This is a genomic window from Sphingopyxis sp. (genome assembly GCF_041916015.1).
GTDB lineage: Bacteria > Pseudomonadota > Alphaproteobacteria > Sphingomonadales > Sphingomonadaceae > Sphingopyxis.
In genome coordinates this window covers 22,472-48,235 of sequence record NZ_JAYSAH010000022.1, presented here as the reverse complement: position 1 = coordinate 48,235, position 25,764 = coordinate 22,472, and the positions used below count along the sequence as shown (strand labels likewise).

Below are 25,764 nucleotides of genomic sequence, written 5' to 3'. Positions count from 1 at the left end.
GGAATTCGACGACGGTGACCTTGGCACCAAGGCGGCGCCACACGCTGCCGAGTTCGAGCCCGATCACGCCGCCACCGATCACGACCATATGGCCCGGCACCTTGGCGAGTTCGAGCGCGCCGGTCGAATCGACGATGATCTGCTTGTCGTTATCGACCGCGACGCCCGGAAGCGGGGTCACCGACGAGCCGGTCGCGATGATGATATTCTTCGCGCGAACGCTCTTGCCTGCAACTTCGACCGTATCGGCCGACGTGAACTGCGCATAGCCCTTCAGCCAGTCGACCTTGTTCTTCTTGAACAGGAATTCGATGCCGCCGGTCAGGCCCTTCACCGCATCCTTGCGCTGGCCGTGCATGGCGCCGAGGTCGAGTTCGGGCTTCACCTTGATGCCCATCGCCGCCATCGCGCCGCCCGCGGCGGCCTCGAAATATTCCGACGCGTGGAGCATCGCCTTCGACGGGATGCAGCCCACGTTGAGGCAGGTGCCGCCCAGCGTCTCGCGCCCCTCGGCGCACGCGGTCTTGAGACCCAGCTGCGCGGCGCGGATCGCCGCGACATAGCCGCCGGGGCCGGCACCGATGACAAGGACGTCGTAGTCGTAATCAGCCATTTTTCTTACCTCAACTAAGCTCCATCGCGGCGTCGCCCGATGCTCAAACAGGGAGCCCCGACTTCGCGGCGCATTCCTTCATCACCGGCATCGCATCTTCGGGTTTCAACTTCATCAGGTCCGCCGGGCTATGCTTTTCGATCAGCGCGTCGGCGGTACATTTGCAGACTTCGGCGATCTTGTCCGCCGACAGCCCGCTGCCGCCCGCGCTCGACTGACAGGACTTGTTGAAATTCTCGATGAACTGGGTTTTGAACCCGTCCTCGAAGCCTTTCTGCATGCTGTTACCGGCATCGCCGCACGCCGACAGCATCGCGATGATCGCGAGGCCGAGTGCCACGCCAGTCCTGACCGTCATAGCCCTATACTCCCCTGCCAGTGAAACCGGGTGCGGAAGGCATCACAAATCGATCAGCAGCCGCGTCGGATCCTCGATCGCTTCCTTGATCGTCTTCAGGAAGGTCACCGCCTCGCGGCCGTCGACGAGCCGGTGGTCGTAGCTGAGCGCGATATACATCATCGGGCGGATGACGATCTCGCCGTTCCGCACGACCGGGCGATCCTCGATGCGGTGAAGGCCAAGCACCGCCGACTGCGGCGGGTTGATGATCGGGGTCGACATCAGGCCGCCGAACACGCCGCCGTTCGAGATGGTGAAGGTGCCGCCGGTCATGTCGTCCATCGTCAGCGTGCCGTCCTTGGCGCGCTTGCCGAGGTCGGCGATCGCCTTTTCGATCCCGGCGAAGGACAGGCTTTCGGCGTTGCGGACGATCGGCACGACGAGGCCGTTCGGCGCGCTGACCGCGATCGAGACGTCGAGATAGTCGTAATAGACGATCTCGTCGCCATCGATGCGGCCGTTGACCGCGGGAATGTCGTGCGCCGCGAGCGCGACCGCCTTGGTGAAGAAGCTCATGAAGCCGAGGCGGACGCCGTGCTTCTTTTCGAAGCTTTCGCGATATTTGTCGCGCGCCGCGATCACCGCCGACATGTCGACGTCGTTGAACGTCGTCAGCATCGCCGCGGTGTCCTGCGCCGACTTGAGGCGCTTGGCGATCGTCTGGCGCATCCGCGTCATCTTAACGCGCTCCTCGCGGCGACCCGGAGCGCCGCTCGCGGCGGGGGCAGCGGCAGGCGCCGGTGCCGGAGCGGGCGCCGCCTCGGGCGCGGCATTCGCGGCGGCGAGGACATCTTCCTTGGTCAGGCGGCCGTCCTTGCCGGTGCCCTGAATCTTCGTCGGATCGACGCCATGTTCGAGGACAAGGCGGCGGACCGCGGGCGACAGCGTCGTGACGCCATCCTCGCCCGTCGTGGCGGGCGCGGGAGCGGCGGCCTCAGCCTTGGCGGCGGGGGCAGGCGCCGCGGCGGGCGCCGGTGCAGCAGCGGCCCCGCCCGCCTCGACCGTCGCGATCACCGCGCCGACATTGACCGTGTCGCCCACGGCGGCAAGCTGCTGTCCCATCACGCCCGCGACGGGCGAGGGCACCTCGACCGCGACCTTGTCGGTTTCGAGGCTGGCAATCGGCTCGTCGAGCGCGACCGCTTCGCCGGGCTGCTTCAGCCACTCGCCGATCGTCGCTTCGGTGACGCTTTCACCCAACGTGGGGACTTTGACTTCGGTGCTCATCGCTTCTTCTCTTTCCGTGCCCCTGCGAAGGCAGGGGCCCATCATCAAACGGTGGGAGATGGGCCCCTGCCTTCGCAGGGGCGCACCCTATGATCCTAAGCCTTGTTTTTCGCGCGGCGGATTTCCGCCCGGACCGAAAGGCCGAGCGCATCGGCGACGAACGCCGCCTGCTCGGTCTGGTGGCGGCTCATCAGCCCGGTGGCGGGCGAAGCGGCGGCGCTGCGCCCGGCGTAGCGCGCGCGCATCCCCTTGTGGCCCGCCTCCTTCAGCGACTCCTCGATCAGCGGTTCGACGAAGAACCAGGCGCCGTTGTTGCGCGGCTCTTCCTGCGCCCAGACGACCTCTTCGAGATTCTTCATCCGCTTCAGGCGAACGGCCAGCGCCTCGCCGGGGAAGGGATATATCTGCTCGATGCGGATCACCGTCGTGTCGTCGAGGCCGGCGGCATCGCGCGCCTCCATCAGGTCGTAGCCGACCTTGCCCGAACAGAGGACGACGCGCTTGACCTTCGCGTCCTCGGGCGGGGTACGGTCCGACATGATGCGGCGGAAATGCGCCTCGCCGATGAAGTCCGAGCGCTGCGACACCGCGAGCTTATGGCGGAGCAGCGACTTCGGCGTCATGATGATCAGCGGCTTGCGGAACGGACGCAGCATCTGGCGGCGCAGGACGTGGAAATAGTTCGACGGGGTCGAAATATTGCACACCTGGATATTGTCGCCCGCGCAAAGCTGCAAAAAGCGTTCGAGGCGCGCCGAGCTATGCTCGGGCCCCTGCCCTTCATACCCGTGCGGCAGCAACAGCACGAGCCCGTTGGCGCGCAGCCACTTGGCCTCGCCCGCGGCGATGAACTGGTCGATCATGATCTGCGCGCCGTTGGCGAAGTCGCCGAACTGCGCTTCCCAGAGCACGAGGCTCTTCGGATCGGCCATCGCATAGCCATATTCGAAACCGAGCACGCCATATTCGCTCAAGGGACTGTCGAGCACCTCGAACCGGCCGTGCGGCACGGTCGTCAGCGGGATATATTTATGCTCGTCCTTCTGGTCGACCCAGACGGCGTGACGCTGCGAGAAGGTGCCGCGGCCCGAATCCTGGCCCGACAGGCGCACCTGATAGCCTTCGCTGAGCAAGGTGCCGAAGGCGAGCGCCTCCGACGTCGCCCAGTCGAACACCTCGGCATCGTCCTTGTTCGCGAACATCGCGGCACGCGCGTCGATGACGCGGCGGAGCGTCTTGTGGACTTCGAGGTCGGCGGGGATCGTCGTCAGCGTGCGGCCGATCGCGTCGAACAATTTGTCCGAAACGCCGGTCGCGATGTTGCGGCGCGCATTTTCGGGGTCGGCTGGGGCATGGAGCCCCGACCAGCGGCCCGCGAACCAGTCGGCCTTGTTCGGCTTGTAGCTTTTCGCGCCCTCGAATTCCTCTTCGAGATGCGCGACGAACTCGCCGCGCCGCGCGTCGGCCCAGCCGGCGTCGATCACGCCCTCGGCCTCGAGCTTCGCCGCGCAAAGCTGCGACACCGGCGGATGCTGGCGGATACGCGCATACATCAAAGGCTGGGTGAACGAAGGTTCGTCGCCCTCATTGTGGCCGAAGCGGCGATAGCACCACATGTCGATCACGACGTCGCGCTTGAAGCGCTGGCGGAAGTCGATCGCGAGCTTGCAGGCGAAGGTCACCGCCTCGGGATCGTCGCCGTTGACGTGCAGGATCGGCGCCTGGACGCCCTTGGCGACGTCCGACGGGTAGGGAGACGAGCGCGCGAACTGCGGGCTGGTCGTGAAGCCGATCTGGTTGTTGACGATGAAGTGGATACAGCCGCCGGTGTTATAGCCGCGGATGCCCGAGAAGCCGAGGCATTCCCACACGATCCCCTGCCCCGCGAAGGCCGCGTCGCCGTGGATCAGCACGGGCAGCACCTGCTCATGCTTGGCGAGGTCGTCGCGCACGACCTGCTGCGCGCGTACCTTGCCGAGTACGACCGGATCGACCGCCTCGAGGTGCGAGGGGTTGGGGACGAGCGACATATGGACCGAGATGCCGTCGAACTCCCGGTCGGTCGAGGTGCCGAGGTGATATTTGACGTCGCCCGAACCGCCGACATCATCAGGGTTCGCGCTGCCGCCCGAGAATTCGTGGAAAATCACCTTGTACGGCTTCGCCATGACGTTCGCGAGCATGTTGAGGCGCCCGCGGTGCGCCATGCCGTAGACGATTTCCTTCACGCCATACTGGCCGCCGTATTTGATGATCGATTCCATCGCGGGAATCATCGATTCGCCGCCGTCGAGGCCGAAGCGCTTGGTGCCGACATATTTGCGCGCGAGGAATTTCTCCCATTCCTCGGCCTCGATCACCTTGTTCAGGATGGCGCGTTTGCCCTCGACCGAAAATTCGATGATCTTGTCGGCGCCTTCCATCCGCTCCTGAAGGAACTGGCGCTCCTCGATGTCGGCGATGTGCATATATTCAAGGCCGACGGCGCCGCAGTAATTCGCCTGCAGGATCGCCACGATCTCGCGCACCGTCGCCTTTTCGAGGCCGAGCGTGCCGCCGAGCCACACCGGGCGATCGAGCGCAGCGCCGGAAAAGCCATGATATTCGGGCGTCAGGTCGGCCGGAATTTCCATCTTGCTGAGCCCGAGCGGGTCGAGCTTGGCGGCAAGATGCCCGCGCACGCGATAGGTACGGATCAGCATCATCGCGCGAATCGAATCGTCGGCCGCGCGCTCGACCTCGGCGTTCGACAGCGGCGCGCCCGCCTTCGCGGCGGCGGCCTTCACCGCGACCTGCATCTGCTGCGGATCGAGCGCGGCGGTCAGGTCGTCGCCGTCGATCGGCGGCCAGTTCTTCGGCGCCCAGCTCGGGCCGGCCTGCGGCTCGTCGATGTCGAAGCTTTGTCGTTCGAGGTTCATATCTCTAACCTATCCGTGCCCCTGCGAAGGCAGGGGCCTGACCTATCCGTGTTCCCCCGCGAAGGCGGGGGCCCATTGCACCCTATCGTGGGCCCCCGCCTTTGCGGGGGAACACGAACAAACTAAACCAGCGTCTCGAACAGATCAGCCCATTCCGGGTTACGTTCCTCGATGCGGTTGATCTTCCACGCCCGGTTCCATTTCTTCATTCGCGCTTCAAACTGCCGGGCGTCGTATATGCTTTCAAAGCTCTCGAACCACACCAGCAGCTTGCAGCCATATTGCTTTGTAAACCCTTCGACCACGCCTTCGCGATGTTGCCAAATCCTTTGCGGCAGATCGCTGGTCACGCCGATATAGATCGTCCCGTTCTTCCCGCTTGCCATGATGTACACATAGCCGGGTCGGACCATCCTAAACCTCCCCTCCGTGTTCCCCCGCGAAGGCGGGGGTCCAGCCACCGTCGCAATGGGTCCCCGCCTTCGCGGGGACACACGAAAAAGAGGATGGCGAATAAATCAGACGCGTTCCTTGAGCACTTCGGCGAGCGTCGTGCCGAGTTCCGACGGGCTCGCCGACACCTTGATGCCGGCGGCTTCCATCGCCGCGATCTTGCTTTCGGCGTCGCCCTTGCCGCCCGACACGATCGCGCCGGCGTGGCCCATGCGGCGCCCCGGAGGTGCGGTGCGGCCCGCGATGAAGCCGGCCATCGGCTTCTTGCGGCCACGCTTCGCCTCGTCGATCAGGAACTGCGCCGCCTGCTCCTCGGCGTCGCCGCCGATTTCGCCGATCATGATGATCGACTTGGTCGCGTCGTCCGCCAGGAAGAGTTCGAGCACGTCGATGAAGTTGGTGCCGTTGACCGGATCGCCGCCGATGCCGACCGCGGTGGTCTGACCCAGGCCGACGTTCGAGGTCTGGAACACCGCTTCATAGGTCAGCGTGCCCGAGCGCGAGACGACGCCGACGCTGCCCTTCTTGAAGATATTGCCCGGCATGATGCCGATCTTGCATTCGTCGGGGGTCAGCACGCCGGGGCAGTTCGGGCCGATCAGGCGCGACTTCGAGCCCGAAAGCGCGCGCTTCACCTTGACCATGTCGAGCACCGGAATGCCCTCGGTGATCGCGACGATCAGCTCGATCTCGGCATCGATCGCCTCGAGGATCGAGTCGGCGGCGAACGGCGGCGGAACATAGATGACCGATGCGGTCGCGCCGGTCGCGTGCTTCGCTTCCTCGACGGTGTTGAACATCGGCAGGCCGATGTGCGTCGTGCCGCCCTTGCCCGGCGTCACGCCGCCGACCATCTGCGTGCCATAGGCGAGCGCCTGTTCGGTGTGGAAAGTGCCGGTGGCACCGGTCATCCCTTGCGTGATGACCTTGGTATTCTTGTCGATGAGAATGGACATATTCTAAATCTCCCGGGGAGAGCCTGCGCCCGGCGCATAACGCCGGGCGCGGCAAAAAAATCAGGCGAGGCTGGGGTCCAGCGCCTTGCACGCGTCGAGCAGCTCCTTGACCGCATCGACCGAGACCTGAAGCCCCGCCTTGTCGGCACCGTCGAGTTCGATCTCGACGATCTTCTCGACGCCGCCCGCGCCGATTTGCACGGGAACGCCGACATAGAGGCCGTCGACGCCATATTCGCCGTCGACATAGGCGGCACAGGGCAGGATGCGCTTCTGGTCGCCGAGATAGGCCTCGGCCATCGCGATGCCGCTCGCGGCCGGGGCATAGAAGGCCGAGCCGGTGCCGAGCAGCGCGACGATCTCGCCGCCGCCGCCGCGGGTGCGCTTGACGATCGCGTCGATCTTTTCCTGCGTCGAGAGACCCATCTTGACCAGATCAGGAACGGGAATGCCGTTGATCGTCGAATAGCGGACGACGGGGACCATCGTGTCGCCGTGCCCCCCGAGCACGAAGGTGTTCACATCCTTGACCGACACGTCGAATTCGTCGGCGATGAAGTGGCTGAAGCGCGCCGAATCGAGGACGCCAGCCATGCCGACGACCTTGTTGTGCGGGAGCCCTGAGAATTCGCGCAGCGCCCACACCATCGCGTCGAGCGGGTTGGTGATGCAGATGACGAAGGCGTCGGGGGCGTTCGCCTTGATGCCTTCGCCGACGGCCTTCATGACCTTGAGGTTGATGCCGAGCAGATCGTCGCGGCTCATGCCCGGCTTGCGGGCGACGCCGGCGGTGACGATGATGACGTCGGCGCCCGCAATGTCCTTGTAATCGTTGGTGCCGGTGATCTTCGCGTCGAAGCCCGCGATCGGACCGACCTGCGACAGATCGAGCGCCTTGCCCTGCGGCACGCCTTCGACGACGTCGAACAGGACAACGTCGCCGAGTTCCTTCTGCGCGGCGAGCAGCGCCAGCGTTCCGCCGATATTCCCGGCTCCGATCAATGCGATCTTCTTGCGTCCCATGGCGCGCGGCACTCCCTTCCTGGCAAGCCCGGCAAAGGTTCACGGACCGCGGGGGCACGGGCCTGACGCCCCGCTGCGGTCCCAAGACTGGCGACGCCCCTACGCCGATTCCCTTAAGGAAACAACCGCCAAAAAGCCGAAAATCCGGCTTTCTTTGCTAATAGTTCGCAATAACAATAAAGGCCGAATCGCACCGATCGCGCTGCGATGATGCGGATTCCTTATGCCGAGAACATCACATTATAGTGGCGCGTGCGAGCCGAAGTCCTAAACTTACGACGCTCGGGGAAGCGGGGAACCTTTTCGGGGAGACGATCATGGTCAGATATAGTGTGACGACCCTCGCCATCGCGCTGTCGATCACTACCGCCGCACCCGCCGCCGCGAGCGAGAAGGGCTGGAACGACGCGGGGTCGATCGCGCGCGATGCGCTCGTCGTCGCGGCCTTCGGCGTACCCGCGGTGCAGGGCGACTGGGACGGCGTGTTGCAGGCGGGGGGCAGCATCGCCGCCTCCGCCGGGGTCACCTATGGCCTCAAGGAAGCCTTCCCCGAACGCCGCCCCGACGGCAGCGACGACAAGAGCTTTCCGTCGGGCCACACGTCGATGTCGTTCGCCGCCGCCGCGACGCTGCAGAATCGCTATGGCTGGGAAATCGGCGTGCCCGCGCAGATCGTTGCCGCCTTCGTCGGCCTGAGCCGGGTCGAAGCGAAGAAACACCATGTCCATGACGTGCTCGTCGGCGCCGCAATCGGCGAGGCGTCCGGATTCCTGATCACACGCAAGGCGGGCGACCGGGTGCAGGTCTTCCCCTGGGGCGATACCAAGGGCGGCGGCGTCGCGGTGACGATGCGCTTTTAGAGAAACCCCGGAGGATGGCCTTAACCCTCCCTTATTCCGCCGGCCGCTAGGACGGCCCGGTGACCCGCGCGATCATCAGTTTCGATACCGAGCTTTCCGCCGGACTCTACCAGCGGGGCACCGACGCGCGCGCCAATTATGAAAGCTCGATCCTCGGCCGCTGCCGCGAGGGTGATTTCGGCATCCACTTCCAGATGGACATGCTCGAACGCCACGGCCTGACCGGCGTCTGGTTCGTCGATCCGATGCCTGCGCTCGTCCATGGCCGCAGCGTCATTGACGCCATCGTCCAGCCGATCGTCGCGCGTGGGCATGAGGTGCAGCTTCATCTGCATACCGAATGGCTGGCCTTCGCGCGCTTCAATCCGGCCGGGCGACTGACCGGGCGCAATATCGGCGACTTTCCGCTGGCCGCACAGAAGAGGCTGATCGCCTTCGCGCGCGACACATTGATGGCCGCCGGCGCGCCTAGGCCCACCGCGTTCCGCGCCGGCAATTTCGGCGCGAACGACGACACGCTGCGCGCGCTCGCCAGCCTCGGCTTCCGGTTCGACAGCAGCTTCAACGGCGCCTGGGCCGGACGCGGCTGCGAGATTTCGCTCGACGCGGGCAACCTCGGAATGCGCGAGCATTGCGGAATTGTCGAAGTGCCGGTGAGCGGCCTGCTCGATCGCGCCAACCGCTTTCGTCCCGCACAGCTTTGCGCGATGTCGGAAGAGGAAATGCGCGATGCGCTCGACCATTCGGCTGCCAGCGGCGCGATCCAGTTTTCGGCGTTCAGCCACAGTTTCGAGCTGTTGAGCCGCGACCGCGCGGTTCCGAACCGGCTGGCGATCGAACGGATGGAGGCGCTCTGCCGCGCCGTCGCCGATGATCCGCGTGTGTCGAGCGGCGGTTTTGCCACCCTGCCCGCGCCGCCCGCGCGACCGGGCCGCATCGCAGCCGCCGCGCCCAAGCCGCTTCGCACGGCGCGCCGCATCGCCGAGCAGGCGGCCGGCCATCTGGCGCACGAGATACGCTATGTCCGGGACCTGGTCGCGATCACGATCAACACCTCGCGCTGGGGCAAGATATTAGGCGGCGTCTTCCTGGCCGTGGCCTAACGCCAGATAATCATCGGACTGCATTTCGGACAGGCGGCTCGCCGTCCGCTCGAACTCGAACGCGCCGTCGCCCGCGACATAGAGGTCGTCGGGCTCGGCCGCCGCGCTCGCGAGCAGCTTGACCTTATATTCGTAGAGCGCGTCGATCAGCGTGACGAAGCGCGCCGCCTCGTTGCGGTTCTCGGGTCCCATGCGCGGGATGCCGACGATGATGACGGCATGGAAATGGCGCGCGACGGCGAGATAGTCGGACGCCCCGCGCGCCTCGCCGCAGAGGCGCTTGAACGAGAAGACCCCGACGCCCTTCAAGGCCTTCGGGACATGCAGGATGCGTCCGCCGCCGATGTCGAGATCGAGCGAAGGGACATGCGCGCGGTCCTCGGGCGGATAGTCGGTCAGGCGGAAGAAGGCGGCGGAGAGCGCCGCGCTTGCCGCATCGTCGGCGGGCACGAACCAGCGCTTGCCGTCGCCGAGGCGGTGGCGGCGGTAATCGGTCGGTCCGTTGAGCCCCATCACGTCGAGCCGCGCCTCGATCAGCGCAATGAAGGGCAGGAAATGCTCGCGGTTGAGCCCGTCCTTGTAGAGATCGTGCGGCGGGCGGTTCGAGGTCGCGACCACCGTGACGCCATGGTCGATCAGCGCGGTGAACAGGCGCGACAGGATCATCGCGTCGGCGCTGTTGTTGACGACCATCTCGTCGAAGGCGAGGCAGCGGATATTCTCGACGAGCGCTGCCGCGACCTGCGGGATCGGGTCGCCGCTCTCGGTCTTCCTGACCTCGCGCATCCGCGCGTGCACTTCCTGCATGAAGGCGTGGAAGTGGACGCGCCGCTTCCGCTGGATGTGAAGCTGGTCGTAGAAGAGGTCCATCAGCATCGACTTGCCGCGCCCGACCGCGCCCCACAGATAGACGCCGCGCGGCGAGGCGGGCTTGCGCCCCGCGATGCGCCAGAGCAGGCTGCCGCGCGGCGGCGCGGCCTCCAACTCCTGCTGCAGCGCGTTCAGCCGTTCGGCGGCAGCCCGCTGTTCGGTATCGGGGCGGAGCTCGCCCGCCGCGACGAGCGCGTCATAGGCAGCGAGGACCCCGGTCACTTGCGGCTGGCCTTGCGGATCGTTCCGGCGAAGGTCAGCACGATGTGCCCGTCGCTTTCGCCCTGCACGACGAGCCCGCGCAGGAAGATCAGGCGCCCGGTCTCGCGCACCAGTTCGACAAGCGCATCCATCGGCTCGCCGACGCGCCCCGCGCCGACGAACTGGGTCGAAAGGTCGAGCGTCACCGAATGCCCTGCGTCGAGCGAGCCGAACTGGTGCGATGCGGCGAACAGCGCGACATCGACGAGCGCGAGCGTGACCGCGCCATGGACATTATCGCCGAGATTGCTGTGCCTGCGCTCCGGATGCATCCGCACGCGGGCGCGCGGGCGCCCGTCCTCGGTCGGGCTTTCGCTGCGCACCGACAGCGGCTCGATGAAGGCGTTGAAGCGGTCCTTGTCCTTGAGGTTCCAGCTGATCCAGCCGCCCGTCAATTCCTCGGCGCTGAAATTCTCGCGCCGCTTCGGCTCCTCGATCCCGTCATTCATGCCTTGCAATATCCGTCCAGTTTCCCCGAGCGCACCAGCTCGTCATAATAATCGGCCATCGCCCTGGCGCGCGCCGTGTCGTCCCCGATCCATTTCGCGGCGCCCGCCAGCCAGCCGGCCGAACAGCCCTCAAGCGCGCCAGCGCCCCGCGCGCAAGCGATAAAGTCGCCAAAGGCGCGATGCCAGATCGTGAAATCGGCGATCGGCATGATCGGGCCATGCCCCGGAACAACCTCTTCGGCACCCGAAGCCGCGACCGCATCGAGCGCCTTCAGCCAGCCTTCGGGGCAGGCGGTGTCGAGAAACGGAACCGGCACGGTCACGAGGTCGCCGACGATCGCACGCTTTTCGGCGGCGTCATAGATCCAGAGGTCGCGTGCCGTCACCGCGTTGCGCGCGACGCGCAGCGACAGCGGCCGGCCGGCGATCGTCGTATCGCGCGACTCGTCGACAACGATGTCGGGCCTGAGCTCGGTGCCGTGCCCGATCGTGGCGAGGTCGCCTTCGACATCGGGGACCGCGCTGGCGGGGATGGCGCCTTCGGCCAGCGCCTTGTGCGACGATTCGGCGCTTTTCGCCAGAAAGCCGGTGAGCGCGCCGTCGATCGCCGACGTGCCATAGACTTTGAGACCCGGAAACGCGGCCTTCAGCGCCGGATTGCCGCTGACATGGTCGAGATGCCAGTGCGTGTTGACGATCGCGACAGGCGACATGCCGATCCCGCTCAGCCCCTGCCGGATCGCGATCAGATGCTCGGCGTGCCGCCCCGTGTCGATCACGATGGCGCCCTCGGGCCCATAGAGGATCAGGCTGTTGCCGTCGGGCGACCGGCCGGGCGCAAAGGTCCCGCCGATCAGGAAGGTCGCGCCGCCGATGCCATGCGCATAGGTGCGCGGCGGCGGAACGGTTTCGACCGCGGGCTTTGCCGCGCAGCCCGCCAGCCCCAGCGCGAGCAGCGCTGGCAGCCAGCCGCGCATCAGACCTGCCGCTCGGCCTCGAGCTTCTTGATCTCGGCGATCGCGCGCGCGGGGCTGAGGCCCTTCGGGCAGGCGTTGGCGCAGTTCATGATCGTGTGGCAGCGATAGAGGCGGAAGGGGTCTTCCAGTTCGTCGAGCCGCTCGCCGGTATATTCGTCGCGGCTGTCGGCGAGCCAGCGATAGGCCTGGAGCAGGATCGCGGGGCCGAGGAACTTGTCGCTGTTCCACCAATAGCTGGGGCAACTCGTCGAGCAGCAGGCGCAGAGGATGCACTCGTAAAGCCCGTCGAGCTTTTCGCGCTCCTCGGGCGACTGCAGCCGTTCCTTGCCGCTCGGCGTCGTCGTCTTGGTCTTCAGCCACGGCTCGATCGAGGCATATTGGGCATAGAAATGGGTGAAGTCGGGGACGAGGTCCTTGATCACCTCCATATGCGGCAGCGGGGTGATCTGGATGTCGCCCTTCAAATCCTCGATCGCGGTGGTGCAGGCGAGGCCGTTCTTGCCGTTCATGTTCATCGAGCAGCTGCCGCAGATGCCCTCGCGGCACGAGCGGCGGAAGGTCAGCGTCGAATCCTGCTCGCTCTTCATCTTGATGAGCGCATCGAGCACCATCGGGCCGCATGTGTCGAGGTCGATCTCGAACGTGTCGAAATGGGGATTCTGGCCCTTGTCGGGGTCGTAGCGATAGACCTTGAACTTCTTGACGTTCGTCGCGCCCCCGGCCGTGTGGACCGTGCCGCCCTTTTCGATGCGGCTGTTCTTGGGCAGGCGGAATTCGGCCATGTCGCAATTTCCCCTATGTGCAATCGCGGTCGGCCTAGACCTGAACGACGGAGTCGGCAAGGGGGTGATCGGATTGCTGGCGCCTGAAAATTAGCACTGTCGCGCCCCTGCGAAGGCAGGGGCCCATCTCCGGTCATCGGCATTCTGCCGGGACCATCGCTCGATAAGCCGAGGTCAGGAGATGGCCCCCTGCCTTCGCAGGGGCACGAACTTTGGCTGCTTTCCTCAAGCTTCAACAACCGCTAGGGGCGCGAGCGATGAGCGAAGAGACCGCCCAGCCCGCCGTTACCAGCCGCAGCGTCGCGAAGGGACTCGGCACAACCGTGCTCGCGCGCCTCGGCGCGGTGGTCGAGATCGTCGCGCAGCCGCTCTATGTGCTGATGTTTGGGCTCGCGGGCTATGGCCTCTATGCGGTGCTCTGGGCGACGGTGAACCTGCTCGAGAATATCTTCGACATGGGGATGACGAGCGCGATGCAGCGCACCGTGCCGCAGTCGGCGAGCGATGCCGAGGCTGCCGCAGCGCTGCGCACCGCGATGATCTTCGGGGTCGGGCCGTGCCTGATCGTCGCGGCGCTGATCGCGATTTTCGCCGCCGAGCTTGCGCCTTTCCTCAACGTGGCGGAGCACGACCGGCCTCTCGTCGTGCCCGCGATCCAGCTTTTCGTCTGGGCGCTCCCCTTATGGGCCTTCGTCGAGATTTCGACCTCGGCGATGCGCGCGCGCATGGTGTTTGGCGCCGAGATTCGCCTCCGCATCGTCTGGGAACAGATCATGCGGCTGGTGTTCGCCGGACTCTTCTTCGCGGGCGGGCTCGGGCTCAAGGGGCTGTTCATCGCGCACCTCTGCTCGCTCGGCATCACCGCGATCCTCTGCGTCCGGCTGCTCACGCGCTATTATAATTTCGCCGACCTGCGGCGCGGCGGGCGCGGCAGCGCGGTCGAGCGCGACACCTTCTGGGCAGGCCTGTCGATCCTGCCGTCGAACATCATCGCGCGGCTGTTCGGCGACGCGCCGGCGCTGATCCTCAACCTGCTGCTTCCCGGCGCGGCGGGCGCGAGCGCGTCGGCGCTCTTCACCATCGCGCGCAAGCTGTCGAGCGTCGTCCAGCTCGTCCGCATCGCCTTCGTCTATGTGATGGCGCCGCTCGCGGCGAGCGCCGAGCGCGAGGACCGCGCGCAGGTCGCCGAGATATACGCCTATGCGACGCGGCTGATTTCGGCGATCGCGTTGCCGCTCGCAGCGGTGCTCGCGGCGGGGAGTTCATCGCTGCTCGGGCTGTTCGGGCATCAGGCGCATGTCGCGCAGGGGGCGGTGATCATCCTGCTCTTCGCGCGCGCGCTGGAGGCGGTGCTCGGCATCTCGCAGCCGGTGCTTCAGGTCGTCGCGGCGTTCCGCCACCAGTTGACCGCGAGCATCGTCGGGGTCGTTGTCGCGGTCGGCGCAGGCTGGCTGATCGTCGGCCAGATGAACGCACTGACCGGGGTGACGCTGGCAATGTCGATCGGGCTCGTCGTGATGGCGGGCATTCCGATGCTCCAGCTCGCGACGGCCGAGCATCTCCATCCGTTCGACCGGCAATTCCCGAAGGTCGCGCTGCGCGGGCTCGCGATCACGCTAGCCGCAGGCGGACTCGCACTGCTCGTCAGCCGCCTGCCCGACGCGGCCGCGCTGCCGCTGATCGTCGTCATTGCGGCGGGAGCGATCTGGTCGTCGCTGCGCTTCGCGCTGCCCCATGCGGACCGCGCCTCGCTGGGCAAGACGGCGCGGAAGCTGCGGCTGGTTTAGCCTCCCTCCTTTCATCATGCCGGACTTGATCCGGCATCCATAACCACGATCGTTGCATGGACCCCGGATCAAGCCTGTCCTGAGCTTGTCGAAGGGTCCGGGGTGACGAAGAAGGAACTGGTCTTATTTTGGCCGCAAAATTTGCTAGAGGGGGCGACTGATTTTTCGCCGCGAAGGGTTGATCCCGTGCGGCCAACAGGCGGAATCCTATGTATCAGCAAGAACTCGCCCGCAGCGGCAAACGCCTCTTCTTCATTCGCGGCACCTACATCTACATCACGATCGCGATCTCGGTTCTGATCGCCTGGTGCAGCAAGGACTGGGGTCCGTTCCAGACCGCCACCGGCGACTGCGCCTGGTTCTGGCTGTCGCTCGGCGTCGCGAGCGCGGGCGCGATCGTCCGCGTGTTCACCAGCGGATGGGCCGCGCTCGGCACGTCGGGCCGCGCCAAGGCCGCCGCCGAGGCAAGCGAGCTCAACACGACCGGCCCCTACAGCCTGGTGCGCAACCCGCTCTATGTCGGGCGCATCCTCAACTTCACCGGCCTCGCGATGCTGTCGGGAAGCTGGGTGTTCGGCGCGATCGTCTTCCTGCTCGCCATCCTGATCTACGAGCGCATCTCGATCTATGAGGAAGAATTCCTGCGCGAGAAATTCGGCGCGGCGCACGCCGAATGGGCAAAGCACGTCCCCGCGCTGCTTCCGCGCCTCACCGGCTGGGTGAAGCCCAAATATCCCTTCTGGTGGAAGCGGATGATCTGGCGCGAGCAGAACAAGCTGTTCCTGCTCGCGACGACCGTCTTCCTGACCTGGTTCGCGCGGCTCGACTTCGATTTCGGCGCGCTGACCCCGGCGCAGTGGAACTGGGTCTATGCCTATGCCGCGCTCGTCGTCGTCCGCTTCTTCATCGGCGGGCTGAAGATGATCGGCTTCTTCAAGGAACTGAGCTGATCCGATGGGGGAGCAGCTTGCTCCCCTGATCGCGCCCGAGGAGCGATTAGCTCCTCTAATCGCAGTGGTCGGCAGCGACGGGTCGGGCAAGTCGACCCTGTCGGCGGACCTGCTCGCGCATGTGCAAAAGACGCGCAAAGCCGAGAGCGGCTATCTCGGCCTCGGCTCGGGCGAGCAGGGTCGGCGCATCGGGCGCTGGCCGGTCATCGGCCCGCCGCTGCACCGCTTTCTCGACGGCATCGCCGACAAGCTGCGGGAGCCGGGCGAGCCGATCCCCGGCACGCTCGCGGCGCGCTATGCGCTGAACAAGTCGAACAAGCGCCGTGCAAAGTTCGAGCAGCTTATCGAGCGCCGCCGCGCCGGCATCACGATCGTCACCGACCGCTATCCGCAGCTCGAGGTGCCCGGCCTTCACGACGGCCCGATCCTCGCCGGCCGCGCCACGAGCGCGCGCCTCGCCGCGATGCAGGCCGAGGAGCGCGCGCTCTATGCCGAGATGGCGGCCTTTGTCCCGACGCTGGTGATCCGGCTGCACGTCGATGTCGACACGGTGATGGCGAGGAAGCCCGACCACGACCGCGCGCTGATAGCGCGCAAGGTCGAGACGGTGCCGCTGCTGGCGTTTAATGGCGCGCCGATCGTCGATATCGACGCGACGATTCCTTATGAGGAAGAGCTGGCGCTGGCGATCGCAGCGGTGGATCAGGCGCTGGCGTCTGCCTGACGGCTCGCCAAAATCTTCTCGATCAGCACGATGTCGGCAGGCTTGTCCGCATCGATGCAGGCTTCGCCCTCGGACATCGGCACGACCTTCGCCTTGAGCCCGAAGCGCAGTCCGGCGCGCGCGATCCCCTGCTGGATCGTGAACAGGCGCAACAGCGCACCCATCAGCAGCCACGGTCCGAAGGCGGCGATGATCTTCAGCCCCTTCTTGCGGTCGCGCTCGATCCGCCCCCAGAAGTCGAGCAGCGGCAGCACCCGCCGCCCGCGAAGGCGGAACATGTTCGCCCCCGACCACCAGCCGCCGCGAAACTTGAGCCAGGTGCGCTTCGATTCGGGATAGCGCGCGAGGAGCACCCGCCGTTCGACCATCGCGACCGCGACGTCGCTGTCCTCGGCGCCCGCGAGAAACTCGGCGATCATCGTCGGCGTGAGCAGCACATTGTCGGCGGTCGTCACCAGCACCGGCGCGTCATTATCAGGCAGCGCGGCGGCGAGCGAACTGCTGATCCCCTGCCCCGAGTCCGAAAAATGCAGATCGGCGAGGCCCGCCAGCCTCGGCTCGGCGGCCAGCTCGGCGCTGTTCTGCGCCAGGACGGTGATCGGCCCGACGAGCGGCGAGGCGCGGAGCGCGCGGACGACACGGACGAGCATCGGCGTGCCGCTGATGGGGAGCAGCGCCTTGGTCGAAGCCCCGCTGCCGGTCAGCAGCGGATCGGGGCCGGGACGGCTGCCGGCCATGACGATGGCGGGAATGGGGGCGGGAATGGGGGCGGGGATGCTCATTGCGCGGCCGCCTCAACGGGTGCGATCCGCCGGCCCGTCACGCCGCGCAGAAAGTCGGCCGCTTCGTCCAGCACCGGCCCCTTCGACCGGAAAGGCGCCGCGAGCGCCATCACGATCCCTGTATGCCCCATGCCGGGATAGAGGCGGAGCTGCGCCGACCCGCCCGCCTTCTCGATCGCGGCGGCGAGATTCCGGCTGTTGCGCGGGCGCACGGTCGCATCCTCGTCGCCGCTCGCCAGCCACAGCGGCGGCGCGTCGCCGCGCGCATAGGCGATCGGCTGCGTCTTTTCGGCGGGCTTCACCTTGCCCATCGCCTTGTCGGCGAGACCGCCCTTCTCCATCGGCAGAAAATCATAGGGACCCGCGAGCCCCGCGACGCCGCGGATCACCGACGGATCGCTCTTCGCGGCGCGCAGCCAGCTCGGGTCGAGCGCGAGCATCACCGCATTATAGGCGCCCGCCGAATGGCCCATCAGCGCGATGCGCTCGGGATCGCCCGCAAGCCCGCCGATATAGCGATGCGTCCAGGCGACCGCGGCGGCGCTGTCCTCCAGGAAATCGGGCCAATGCGCCTTGGGGGTCAGCCGGTAGTCGGGGATGACGACGACGAAGCCCTGTTGCGCCAGCGCGCGGCCCGCGAAACCATAGCTCGCGCGCTCGCCGCTGTCCCAGCCGCCGCCATAGAAGAAGACGACCACCGGCAGCGCGTCGCCCTGTTGCGCGCGTTCGGGAACCCAGATGTCGAGCGACTGGCGCGGCCCGTTGCCATAGGGCTGATCGGCGAGGAGCAGCCGCGCGCCGCCGCCCGACCCTAGCCACCGGTCGGCCAGGTCAAGCGATTTGGCGCCGCCCGCGACGACCATCTTCGTGCCGCCGCCGAAAACGAGCAGCAGGAGCACCACCACGATGATGAATTTGATCAAACGCCGTCCTTTGACTTCGCGCCCCGCCGGCTCCGCGCCCTACAGGGGCGGAAGGCGACGAACAAGCGGCAGTGACATAATCCGCAATAAAGCCAGCGTGTCCCCGCGAAGGAGCATCGGGTCGGATCGTCCCCCGGACGATCCTTGACCATGCGGGGCATGGTCAACCCGATACTCCTTCGCGGGGGAACGGTGATTTTCGGATTTAATGGGGCACCTTTGTCCATCTGACGCGTAGGAACGCCATGACCAGCGCCTTCTCCCGCCCCGCCCTCGTCTACAACAGCCAGAGCGGGAGCCACGATCCCGCCATCGAAGCCGCGATCGCCGAGGCCTGCCGGACCGCCGGCGCACCGCTTGCCGCGACCTTCGCCTTGCCCGACGACGATATTCCGGACGCCGCTGCGCTCCGTGCGAAGGAGATCGACCTGCTCCTCGTCTGGACCGGCGACGGGACGATCAACGCCGCCGCGATCAAGGCGGCGGGCTGGGACGGCGCGATCCTGCCCCTGCCCGGCGGCACGCTGAACCTGCTGTCGAAAGCGCTCCACGGCGACCGCCCGGCGCCCGACATCCTGATCGACGCGCTCGGCGGCAAGGCACGGCGGCGCCCGATCCCGACCGTGCGGTCGGACGGCGGCGAGGCCTTCATCACCGTCGTTGCAGGCCCCGCGACGCGCTGGGCCGAGGTGCGCGAAACGATGCGGCAGGACGGTATCATCGAGGCGAGCCGCGCCGCGCCCGAGGCGCTCGAGCAGATGCTGAACGCGCCGGGGGTTCGCGTCGCAGGCCATGACACGGCCTATCCCGCCGTCATTCTGACCCCGACCGCAGCGGGCGTCCGCGCCGACGGCATTTTGACCGAGGGCAGCATCGACGTGCTGCGCCACGGCCTTGCCTGGCTCGGCGGCGATTTTCGCGACGGGCCGAGCGAGGCGATCGCAACCAGCGAGACGATTGTCCTCAAAAGCGACGCACCGATCAGCCTCGAATATGACGGCGAACTGGCCGAGACGCCGTCGCCCGCGCGCTTCGCGCTGGGGATGAGCGGGGTCGATTTCGTCGCGACCGCATGATCCGGCTTTTCCATATCAGCGACCTGCATTTCGGCCTCGAAGACCCCGCCGCGCTCACCTGGTTCACCGATTGCGTGCAGCGCGAATGTCCGGCGGCGGTGCTGATCACCGGCGACCTGACGATGCGCGCGCGGAGCCATGAATTCGCCGCCGCGTGCGACTGGATCGGCGCGCTCGACGTACCGGTGACGGTCGAAGTCGGCAATCACGACCTGCCCTATTTCAACCCGCTCGCGCGTTTCTTCTGGCCCTACGAACGCATCCGCGGGATCGAGCGGCTGGTCGAACGCGAGCTCGATCTGGCGGGGGTCGCGGTCGTCCCGCTCAAGACGACCGCGCGCGCCCAGTGGCGGCTCGACTGGTCGAAGGGCTGGGTGACGAAGGCCGCGCTCGACAAGACGCTCGCGGCGATCGATGCGCTGCCGGTGGGCACGGCGGCGCTCGTCACCGCGCACCACCCGCTCGTCGAGGCGGGAACGAAAGGCCGCGCGCTGACCCGCGGCGGCGAAGCGGCGCTGGCGGCGCTCGCCGCGCGCGGGGTTGCCGCGGTGCTGACCGGCCACGTCCACGACGCCTTCGACCTGGTGAAGGAGACCGCCGGTGGCCCGATCCGGATGATCGGCGCGGGCACGCTGTCGAAGCGCATTCGCTCGACCCCGCCGAGCTTCAACGAACTGATCCTCGACGGCCAGCGGATCGCGGTGCGCGTCCGCAATCTCGCGCATGTGCCGACGGCGGACATGCAGATCGACGCCGTGCCGCCCGACGCGCTGCCGCCACGCGAACCCGGCGAGCCGGTCGCCCCCGTCGGCGCGGTGCCGCCGGTCGATCCGCCGGTGCATTGACGCAGCCCTTCTTCTCGTTAGGTTGCAAGAAAAAACGGGATGAGAGATGATGCTGACAAAAGGCGATGATTTTCCGCTGCACCAGACCAGCGAGCCGGTCGCGTTCGCGGGCACCGACCGCAATTTCTACGACCGCTATTTCTTCAACGGCTACAGCCCGGACGGCGCGGTCTTCTTCGCCGCGGCGATGGGCTTCTATCCGCAGCTCGGCATCGTCGATGCGAGCTTCTGCGTCATCGTCGACGGCGTGCAGCATAATCTCCGCGCCAGCCGCCGCTCGGGCGGCGAGCGGCTCGACCTCTCGGTCGGCCCGATCGCGATCGGTATCGACGCGCCGCTGGAGGTCGTGACGCTGCGCATCGCGCCGAACGACGGCCCGCTCACCGCCGAACTCACCTTCACCGGCCGCCATTTCCCGATCGAGGAGCCGCGCTTCATCCGCCGCAACGGCACGCGCCTGTTCATGGACTATACGCGGATGACCCAGAACGGCCGCTGGTCGGGCTGGCTGGCGGTCGATGGGCAGCGGATCGACGTCGCGAGCGACTGGACCGGCACCCGCGACCGCAGCTGGGGCGTCCGCCCGGTCGGGGCGAGCGAATCGCAACCGCCGCCGGAGGGCAATTTCACCCAATTCTTCTGGCTCTGGACGCCGTGCAATTTCGGTGACCGCTCGCTCTTCTTCCACAGCAACGACGACGGTGCGGGACACCCGTGGAACCGCCGCGCGGTGATCGTCGGCGATGGCGGCGGCGAGCAGCATTTCGACGCCGCGACCTTCGGCACCGACTGGCAGCCGGGATCGCGACGGGTCGCGAGAATGACCGCCGACCTCGGCAGCGGCCGCTCGCTGACGCTGACCCCGGCCGGCCCGGTCTTCGCGATGAGCGGGCTCGGCTATACGCATCCCCTCTGGGGCCACGGGCTCGACCATGGCGCGGAGGTCGCGGTCGCGCACGACAGCCTGGCCGAGGCCGAGCGCGGCTGGGGCAATCCGCTCGCCATGCACATCCAGGCGCTCGTCACCGCCGAACTGGCCGACGGGGGCAGCATCCATCGCGGCACCGGCGTGCTCGAACAATTGTTCGTCGGGCCGCACGCGCCCACCGGCCTCACCGGCCTGATGGACCCCGTATCTTGAGCTTTCCGACCTCGCCTCACGCCATGTCGCCCGCGTGGCTGGCCGAAAGACTGGGACAGGATGCGGCGGCGTTACGCGGCTTCACCGCAAGCGCGGTCGGCACGGGACAGATGTGCGACAGCTTCCGCCTGACGCTCGACTGGGCCGACGGCGTTGACGCGCCCGCCACCGTCATCGCCAAATGCCCGAGCCACGACGAAGCGAGCCGCCATATCGCGAAGGTCGTGGGCACCTATGTCAAGGAAGTCAGCTGGTATCGCGAGCTGGCGGCGGGGAGCGGCGTCGCCGCGCCCGTCTGTTACCATGCCGAGATCGCCGACGACGACGTCGATTTCATCCTGCTCCTCTCCGACCTCGCACCGGCGCGGCAGGGCGATCAGCTCGCGGGCCTCGGTCTCGAAGGCCTTGCGCCATGCATCGACGCTGCGGCGGCGCTGCATGCGCTGCTCTGGGAAGATCCCCGGCCCGACACGCTCCCCTGGCTCGCGCGCGACAATGGCGAGGTCATCCGCGCGCTGTTTCCGCAGCTCTACGCCGGGTTTCGCGAGCGCTATGCAAAGCGGCTCGAACCCGAGGTGCTCGATCTCGGCGCGGGAATCGTCGAACGGCTCGATGCCTATCTCGCCCGTCAGGCCGCGGCGCGGACGATCGTCCACGGCGACCTGCGCATCGACAATATCCTTTTCACGCCCGACGGCACGCGCTGCTGGCTCGTCGACTGGCAAACGCTGGGCCGCGGCAGCGGCGCAAGCGACCTTGCCTATCTGGTCGGCACCAGCATCGCCGACCCCGGCGAGCGCGCCGCCGCCGACCGTCCGGCCTTCGATCATTGGCTCGCCGCACTCCGCGCGCGCGGCATCGATCCCGACGCCGCGGCACTCTGGACCGATTATCGCGTCGGCGCGCTCAGCGGTTATTTCATGGCGGTCTTCGCCTCGATGAGCGTCGAGCGAACCGAACGCGGCGACGAGATGTTCGCGGTGATGGCCGAACGCCCCGCTCGGCAAGCGCTCGCACTCGGGAGCCTCGATCTGCTTTAGGCAGAAAAAAGGGCGGCCCGTCGCCGGACCGCCCTTTCTATTCGCGCGCTTCCGATCAGAAGTGGAAGGTCACCGTGCCGCGATAGCTCTGATACGACACGTCCTTGCGCGCGATTGTCGTCTCGGCGCCGACCGACAGATCGACATTGCCGGTCGAGACGGTCAGCCCGCCGCCGACCTCGAACCAGTCCTTGTCGGTGCCGGTCAAGCCGAAGATCGCATTCGGTCCGGGGCCGCCCACGAAGGTCGCACCGAACGAGGCGGGCGCGTCCATGAATTCATGGACATAATCGGCACGCAAATGCGGCTTGAAGCGCGCACCAGGCTTGCCCGACAGTTCGAGCCCGAGCCGGCCCTGCGCGCTGTTGAACGCATCGCGGTCGAGCCGCAGCGCGGGGCCGCCGCCATTCTCCTTGATGTCGGAGAAGCCGATGTGGCTGGCGCGCAAACCGGCACGCGGACCGAACTCGACCGCACCGAGGTCGAAGTCCTTGCCGAGCGTCACCTCGCCCGTGACCACGAGCGAGCTGTCCTTGCCGGTCAGCGTATACGGCGTTCCGACCAGGCCGGCGACGCGCGTCGACTTCGAATCGAAGGCGCCCGCGCTGACCTGCGTCGACAGCTTGACGCCGCCGCCAAGCTCGGCCTTGCCATAGAGCGTACCCTGGATCAGCTTGCCATCGACGGTCTGTCCACCCGCCGCGGTATCGCCGTCGATGTCGGTGTAGCTCAGCGACAGGCCGATCACCGCATTGTCGTCGAGCGCGGTTTCGAGACCGCCCGCGATGTAGAAGCCGTCGAACTGGTCGCGGCCGCCAAAGGGCACCGCCGACGCCATCGGCCGGCTGTCGCCGTCGATATAGCCACCCGCGAGGAAACCGCTGACATTCTCGGGCAGACGGCCTTCCTGCACCGTCACCTCGCCACCGGCATCGGTGCGCGTCTGGTCCATGCCCATCGCGTTCATGGTGAGCGCGGCGAGCTGAACCGGCCGCCCGATCATCGCGAGCTTGCCGCCCATGTCCCCGGCATCGAGGCTGGCGAGACGGTCGCGGTAGAAGCGCGACATATTGTCGGCCGCCACCGTCGCGAGCGAGCCGCGCAGCGTTTCGGTGCGCGGCGCCCAGCTGTCGAGCGTCGACTGGATCGACGCTGCGTCCTGCAGATCGAGCGCGCCATAGATGCCCGCCAGCCCCGCATTGCCGCGCGACTGATCGAGCAGCTGTGCATAGGCGTTTTGCACCGGCGAGCCCGTGTTGACGACATTGCGATAGAGGCCCGCCTGAATCTGCACCGACACGGCGTTGGTGGTGTAGGTCAGCTTCGGCGTCAGGATCGCCGACACCGAGGCCGGGTTCGCGAAGGTGCCGGTGATGCCGCCTGCCGCGGTCAGGAAGGTGTAGCTGTCACCCGCCTTGATCACATACCCCGCCGCCGGCGAGAAATTGACGGCCCCGCCGAGGTTGGCGGTGCCGGTCGATGTCCCGTTGGCGACCACCGCCAGCTTGTCCGACGTACCGTTCGGCCCGAGGTTGATGAACAGCCCGGTGCCGGACGAAAGGACGAGATTGCCGCCAATCGTCAGCGTGCCGATCGTCGTCGAGGTTCCCGGCGCGATCTGGCCGAGGACGCTGGTCAGGAAGGGTGCATTGACCCGGCCGCTGCCCATCAGTGCGCCGCCCATCAGGCTATAGTCACCGACCGACGATAGCGTGCCGTTGACCATGACCATGCCCGCGAGCTGGTTGACGTTGATCAGCGAACTCAACGATGCGCCCGAAGCGACCTGAAGTCCGGCCCCCGCCGTGGCGACAGTCAGGCGGTCGATCGTAACATCCGCGCCCGACAGGGTCGTGAGACCGTTCGCGGCGAGCGTCACGTCGAAATAGCGCGGCGGCGCACCCGTTCCGTCCGGCTCGACATTGTCGGGCACGAAGTCGCTCGCGCCGGGCAGCCCGTTGGCGAGCGTCGCGGTCGGCAGCGGCGTGGCATCGGCCTGCGCCTCCGCCCCTACCCCGCGAACCACGTCACCGCGGGTGACGGCCGTAGCGGCGGTTCCGTCGGCCGCGGCCTTGTCGGCACCGGCAGTACCGATCGGTTTCGCTTCGACCGTCTCGTCCCCCGTCGCGGTGTCATAGCAATCGCTGATCCCTCCGCTCTGGAAACAGATCTGGCCGAAGTCGCCATCGGTGCCCGTGCTCTGTTCACCCGTCTGGGTGGGAATGCCGTTCACGGGCTGTCCGCCCGACAGGACCATATACGACGGATCGAGAGTCGTTACCCAATGATTGGGGTCCGTCCACGAGCCATTGCCCGCCTTGGCCGAGACATAATGATAGGGATTGTTCGCGGCGATCCAGTTCCAATAGAGATAAAGCGGCTGATAGAAGCTGACCGCGCCATAGCCGTATGGAAGCTGGCCATTGAAGAAGCGCGAGTAACCGCCGGAGAGCACGCCGACGACGACCTGCCGCGAGAAATTCTGAAGGACCAGCGGGCCGCCCGAATCGCCGGGCGCCGTAATGCCTTCGGTCGGCGTCCCGTCCTTTTCCCGCGCGTTGTCGCGGAACCAGTTGACGTCGAAGATGCTCGCCCCCGACAGGCCGCGGCGCGGATCGTCGAAATCCATGAAATAGAGATTCTGGGTCAGGCCGTTCGGCGCCCCACCGTAAACGAAGCTTTCGAACGTCTCGAGATCAGTCAGTGCCCCGATGACATTCTCCGCCGCGCGGCGGCGGAAGTCCGACCCGTCGATCTGGCCATCCTCACCGGTGCCGATACCACCGTAACCGTAGATGCCGACGTTATATCCGGTGCCGGCCGCTCCGATCGTGCCAGGGTCCGGCAGCGGCGAGAAAAGCAGGGCCCAGGTCGGAATGTCCGCAGCGGGTGTATCGAGCGAAGCCATCGCGACGTCGCCATAGAGGAAACCCTGCGCTTCGGGTTCGAGCGAGAGCGGATTATAATTGACCCAGTTCGAGTTGTAGAAGGCCTGGGCGATATTGGTCTGGTGCGGACCGCTACCGTCGGCGCCACCAAACAACCAGTCTATCAGTTCGTCGGTTTCGCCCGGTGCGTTGGCACGGGTGTTCGTCTCGAAACCGAAACCGATCGCCTTGCCGCCTTGGGCGGCGCCGTAATCGGTGGCTGCATGTTCGTTCACGCAATGTGCGGCAAAAATCACGGTGCGCGGGTTGATGAGCGTCGCGGTGCAAAGACCGACCGTTCCGTTGACATCGACATTGTCGACGATCATCTGCCCGATGCCAGTGATATTGGCCGGGTCACGCGCCGACATAGTGGTCCCCGGATTGGCGATGACGATCTCGGGATCGGGACCGACCTTGACGCTTATCGGACCTGTTCCGGACGGGGGGCGCTGAGCCGCCGGATCGGTTACGGTCGCGACGCTGCCGCCGCTCTGCGCTTCCGGCTCAAGGCTGGCGATGACGTCGCCGCGCGTGAGCCACAATGGCTGCACATCCTGGGCCAGAGCCGGCATGGTCTGCACCAGACCCGCGGCGCATACCGACGCCAGCAGGCCTCCGCGGCGCACGCGCCGCGAAAAAGCAAAAGGATTCATATACTACCCCCGTAGTTTTGA

The 25,764-nt window shown here is 66.7% G+C and carries 23 protein-coding genes; 9 read left to right on the top strand and 14 right to left on the bottom strand.

The window, feature by feature from the left end:
- The 7 genes from ACE3SL_RS03595 to mdh form a co-directional block, all read right to left on the bottom strand.
- Positions 1–613, bottom strand: a 613-nt coding sequence (locus tag ACE3SL_RS03595; RefSeq protein ID WP_374524388.1) for an FAD-dependent oxidoreductase, incomplete at its 3' end; no start/stop codon positions are given.
- A gap of 43 nt (positions 614–656) precedes the next feature.
- Positions 657–971: a hypothetical protein gene (locus ACE3SL_RS03590; RefSeq protein WP_374524387.1), complete on the bottom strand. Its 315-nt coding sequence runs from the start codon at positions 969–971 to the stop codon at positions 657–659.
- Positions 972–1,013: 42 nt separating this feature from the next.
- Positions 1,014–2,240 (bottom strand): 2-oxoglutarate dehydrogenase complex dihydrolipoyllysine-residue succinyltransferase, encoded by a 1,227-nt coding sequence (odhB, locus tag ACE3SL_RS03585; RefSeq protein ID WP_374524386.1) that lies wholly within the window; start codon positions 2,238–2,240, stop codon positions 1,014–1,016.
- A 95-nt stretch (positions 2,241–2,335) separates the two neighbouring features.
- The gene (locus ACE3SL_RS03580) at positions 2,336–5,158 is read right to left on the bottom strand and encodes a 2-oxoglutarate dehydrogenase E1 component (RefSeq protein ID WP_374524385.1); all 2,823 of its coding nucleotides are present in this window, start codon (positions 5,156–5,158) and stop codon (positions 2,336–2,338) included.
- A 122-nt stretch (positions 5,159–5,280) separates the two neighbouring features.
- A complete protein-coding gene (locus tag ACE3SL_RS03575) occupies positions 5,281–5,571 on the bottom strand; it encodes a GIY-YIG nuclease family protein (protein ID WP_374524384.1) in 291 nt (96 codons plus the stop codon).
- Positions 5,572–5,676: 105 nt separating this feature from the next.
- Positions 5,677–6,567, bottom strand: a complete 891-nt coding sequence (sucD, locus tag ACE3SL_RS03570; protein ID WP_374524383.1) for a succinate--CoA ligase subunit alpha — start codon at positions 6,565–6,567, stop codon at positions 5,677–5,679.
- Positions 6,568–6,627: 60 nt separating this feature from the next.
- The gene (gene mdh, locus ACE3SL_RS03565) at positions 6,628–7,590 is read right to left on the bottom strand and encodes a malate dehydrogenase (protein ID WP_374524382.1); all 963 of its coding nucleotides are present in this window, start codon (positions 7,588–7,590) and stop codon (positions 6,628–6,630) included.
- Between the two features lie 317 nt (positions 7,591–7,907).
- On the opposite strand from mdh, the gene ACE3SL_RS03560 reads away from it, so the two are divergent.
- Both ACE3SL_RS03560 and ACE3SL_RS03555 read left to right on the top strand, forming a co-directional pair.
- The gene (locus ACE3SL_RS03560) at positions 7,908–8,450 is read left to right on the top strand and encodes a phosphatase PAP2 family protein (protein ID WP_374524381.1); all 543 of its coding nucleotides are present in this window, start codon (positions 7,908–7,910) and stop codon (positions 8,448–8,450) included.
- Between the two features lie 59 nt (positions 8,451–8,509).
- Positions 8,510–9,553 carry a hypothetical protein gene (locus ACE3SL_RS03555; protein ID WP_374524380.1) on the top strand — a complete coding sequence of 348 codons (1,044 nt, stop codon included), beginning with the start codon at positions 8,510–8,512 and terminating at the stop codon, positions 9,551–9,553.
- Here the strand turns inward: ACE3SL_RS03555 and zapE are convergent.
- From zapE to ACE3SL_RS03535, 4 genes are read right to left on the bottom strand one after another with little or no spacing between them, the layout of a single operon-like run.
- Positions 9,524–10,645 carry a cell division protein ZapE gene (gene zapE, locus ACE3SL_RS03550; protein ID WP_374524379.1) on the bottom strand — a complete coding sequence of 374 codons (1,122 nt, stop codon included), beginning with the start codon at positions 10,643–10,645 and terminating at the stop codon, positions 9,524–9,526. The genes ACE3SL_RS03555 and zapE overlap by 30 nt on opposite strands.
- A complete protein-coding gene (locus ACE3SL_RS03545; protein ID WP_374524378.1) occupies positions 10,642–11,133 on the bottom strand; it encodes a PaaI family thioesterase in 492 nt (163 codons plus the stop codon). Before ACE3SL_RS03545 ends, zapE begins: the two co-directional genes overlap by 4 nt.
- Complete coding sequence (locus tag ACE3SL_RS03540) at positions 11,130–12,110, bottom strand: MBL fold metallo-hydrolase (RefSeq protein ID WP_374524377.1); 981 nt, start codon at positions 12,108–12,110, stop codon at positions 11,130–11,132. Before ACE3SL_RS03540 ends, ACE3SL_RS03545 begins: the two co-directional genes overlap by 4 nt.
- Positions 12,110–12,892: a succinate dehydrogenase iron-sulfur subunit gene (locus ACE3SL_RS03535; RefSeq protein WP_374524376.1), complete on the bottom strand. Its 783-nt coding sequence runs from the start codon at positions 12,890–12,892 to the stop codon at positions 12,110–12,112. The genes ACE3SL_RS03540 and ACE3SL_RS03535 overlap by 1 nt, the downstream gene beginning before the upstream one ends.
- A gap of 257 nt (positions 12,893–13,149) precedes the next feature.
- Between ACE3SL_RS03535 and ACE3SL_RS03530 the strand changes: the two genes are divergently transcribed.
- The 3 genes from ACE3SL_RS03530 to ACE3SL_RS03520 all read left to right on the top strand — a co-directional run bounded on the left by ACE3SL_RS03530 (position 13,150) and on the right by ACE3SL_RS03520 (position 16,353).
- Positions 13,150–14,679: a lipopolysaccharide biosynthesis protein gene (locus tag ACE3SL_RS03530; protein ID WP_374524375.1), complete on the top strand. Its 1,530-nt coding sequence runs from the start codon at positions 13,150–13,152 to the stop codon at positions 14,677–14,679.
- 209 nt (positions 14,680–14,888) lie between these two features.
- A complete protein-coding gene (locus ACE3SL_RS03525; protein WP_374524374.1) occupies positions 14,889–15,629 on the top strand; it encodes an isoprenylcysteine carboxylmethyltransferase family protein in 741 nt (246 codons plus the stop codon).
- A gap of 4 nt (positions 15,630–15,633) precedes the next feature.
- On the top strand, positions 15,634–16,353 hold the full coding sequence (locus ACE3SL_RS03520) for a nucleoside triphosphate hydrolase (protein WP_374524373.1): 720 nt from the start codon (positions 15,634–15,636) through the stop codon (positions 16,351–16,353).
- Here the strand turns inward: ACE3SL_RS03520 and ACE3SL_RS03515 are convergent.
- Positions 16,332–17,135 carry an NTP transferase domain-containing protein gene (locus ACE3SL_RS03515; RefSeq protein WP_374524372.1) on the bottom strand — a complete coding sequence of 268 codons (804 nt, stop codon included), beginning with the start codon at positions 17,133–17,135 and terminating at the stop codon, positions 16,332–16,334. The genes ACE3SL_RS03520 and ACE3SL_RS03515 overlap by 22 nt on opposite strands.
- Positions 17,132–18,058: an alpha/beta hydrolase gene (locus tag ACE3SL_RS03510; RefSeq protein WP_374524371.1), complete on the bottom strand. Its 927-nt coding sequence runs from the start codon at positions 18,056–18,058 to the stop codon at positions 17,132–17,134. The genes ACE3SL_RS03515 and ACE3SL_RS03510 overlap by 4 nt, the downstream gene beginning before the upstream one ends.
- Positions 18,059–18,303: 245 nt before the next feature.
- Here ACE3SL_RS03510 and ACE3SL_RS03505 point away from each other — a divergent pair, with 245 nt between their 5' ends.
- Genes ACE3SL_RS03505 through ACE3SL_RS03490 form a run of 4 tightly spaced genes read left to right on the top strand, consistent with a single transcriptional unit; the run spans position 18,304 to position 22,160 of the window.
- Positions 18,304–19,134, top strand: coding sequence for a diacylglycerol kinase family protein (locus ACE3SL_RS03505; RefSeq protein ID WP_374524370.1), 831 nt, complete (start codon positions 18,304–18,306; stop codon positions 19,132–19,134).
- Complete coding sequence (locus tag ACE3SL_RS03500) at positions 19,131–19,979, top strand: metallophosphoesterase (RefSeq protein WP_374524369.1); 849 nt, start codon at positions 19,131–19,133, stop codon at positions 19,977–19,979. The genes ACE3SL_RS03505 and ACE3SL_RS03500 overlap by 4 nt, the downstream gene beginning before the upstream one ends.
- 46 nt (positions 19,980–20,025) lie before the next feature.
- The gene (locus tag ACE3SL_RS03495; RefSeq protein ID WP_374524368.1) at positions 20,026–21,120 is read left to right on the top strand and encodes a hypothetical protein; all 1,095 of its coding nucleotides are present in this window, start codon (positions 20,026–20,028) and stop codon (positions 21,118–21,120) included.
- A 23-nt stretch (positions 21,121–21,143) separates the two neighbouring features.
- Positions 21,144–22,160: a phosphotransferase family protein gene (locus ACE3SL_RS03490; protein WP_374524367.1), complete on the top strand. Its 1,017-nt coding sequence runs from the start codon at positions 21,144–21,146 to the stop codon at positions 22,158–22,160.
- A 55-nt stretch (positions 22,161–22,215) separates the two neighbouring features.
- Here the strand turns inward: ACE3SL_RS03490 and ACE3SL_RS03485 are convergent, their stop codons facing one another.
- Positions 22,216–25,662, bottom strand: a complete 3,447-nt coding sequence (locus ACE3SL_RS03485) for an autotransporter domain-containing protein (RefSeq protein ID WP_374524366.1) — start codon at positions 25,660–25,662, stop codon at positions 22,216–22,218.
- Positions 25,663–25,764 lie beyond the last annotated feature (102 nt).